A 247-nucleotide genomic window follows, 5' to 3' on the forward strand; every position below is an offset into this window, starting at 1 on the left:
TATCCGAATTTTCTTTAATACGGCTTGCCGTCACAGACTTAGGTAAAGGAAGATAGCCTTTGTGTAAACTCCAACGTAAAACGACTTGGGCAACTGTTTTACCATATTTATCTGCAATATCCGTCAATTCAGTAACCGCAAAGATTTTACCTGTGCCAAGTGGGCTATAAGCTTCTGTCAAAATATCGTGTGCTTTATTGAAAGCTACAACCTCTTCTTGCTGATCCGAAGGATTAACCATAATTTG

General features: G+C 38.9%; 1 protein-coding gene. It reads right to left on the minus strand.

What is annotated here, in order from left to right; genetic code table 11:
- A partial coding sequence (locus tag ETC27_RS18280; RefSeq protein ID WP_136256089.1) for an aldo/keto reductase occupies positions 1–247 on the minus strand: 247 nt, incomplete at both ends.

The organism is Onishia niordana (genome assembly GCF_004798965.1).
Lineage (GTDB): Bacteria > Pseudomonadota > Gammaproteobacteria > Pseudomonadales > Halomonadaceae > Onishia > Onishia niordana.